The 1076-nt window shown below is 33.2% G+C and carries 1 protein-coding gene; it reads left to right on the plus strand.

Going from position 1 to position 1076, the window contains the following annotated elements:
* Positions 1-361 precede the first annotated feature (361 nt).
* On the plus strand, positions 362-1076 hold a 715-nt coding region (locus V7014_RS24440), incomplete at its 3' end, for a bifunctional helix-turn-helix transcriptional regulator/GNAT family N-acetyltransferase (RefSeq protein WP_335511249.1).

The raw sequence follows: 1076 nt of genomic DNA on the forward strand, positions 1-1076 counted from the left end.
AAAAGACTAAAGCAGAGGGTATACCTTCTGCTTTAGAATACTATCTAAAAGTACACACTGTAATATAAATTGAAACGCCGTATATGTGACCCGTACGTACGGTGTTGTAAGAGGGGCGAAAATAAATCATATAAATCATATTATTTTCCCTCTACTCGATTATAAAAATCCAGGGATGTAATCATTAACAAATGTTTTTATTAAATAAAAAGTGGAGGTATATAAGTAATTTGGGATTCAAATACTGCCAATTTTTATGTTGATAACATTGAAATCTGGTCAGTGTATAGTTGACTCAGTCAACTATATGATTTATACTAGTAACAGCTTAAAAACTCAGAATATTAAGAGAGGTATCTTTATGGAATCAATTTATTATATAGAAAAAATCCGGGAATTCAATAGGTATTATGCTAATGTTCTAGATAAAATTGACCAAGAAATCTATAATCAGCCTTTTCCATTAACAGAGGCACGAATTATAACAGAAATCAAGTTGAGCAATGGTGGTAATGCAACTGAAATTAGAGACAAGCTAAGTATTGATCGAGGCTATATGAGCCGAATTATTCAACGCTTTGAAGCCGAAAATATCGTTACAAGAAAACAGTCAAACGAGGATAAAAGACAGTATTCCCTTTATCTCACGGAATATGGCGATAAAATTTATAACGATTTGGTTGAAAGTGCAAATATTGGTGTAGATAAAATGCTTCATAGTCTATCAAAAAAAGAACTTTCTATGCTCGTTACATCTATGCAAACAATCGAATCCATTAGCTCGAAAGAAGATTCCTTGAAGCCAGAAGTCGTTATTCGGCCATATCAAGCTGGAGATATTGGATATGTTGCACAGCTTCACGGAAAGCTTTATGGTGAAACATATAATTTAGCACAGATATTTGAATATTATGTTATGAAAGGTTTAACTGATTTTATTATCGATCAAGAAGGAGGAGCGTTATGGATTGCTGAGGTAAATGGTGAGAACGTCGGGTCTATTGCGATAACGAAGTCTAGTGATACAGAAGCACAGCTTAGATGGTTTATTATTGATGAAAAGTATCAAGGTTTAG

Origin of the sequence: Bacillus sp. JJ722, from assembly GCF_036963345.1 — a bacterium.
Lineage (GTDB): Bacteria > Bacillota > Bacilli > Bacillales > DSM-1321 > Bacillus_AD.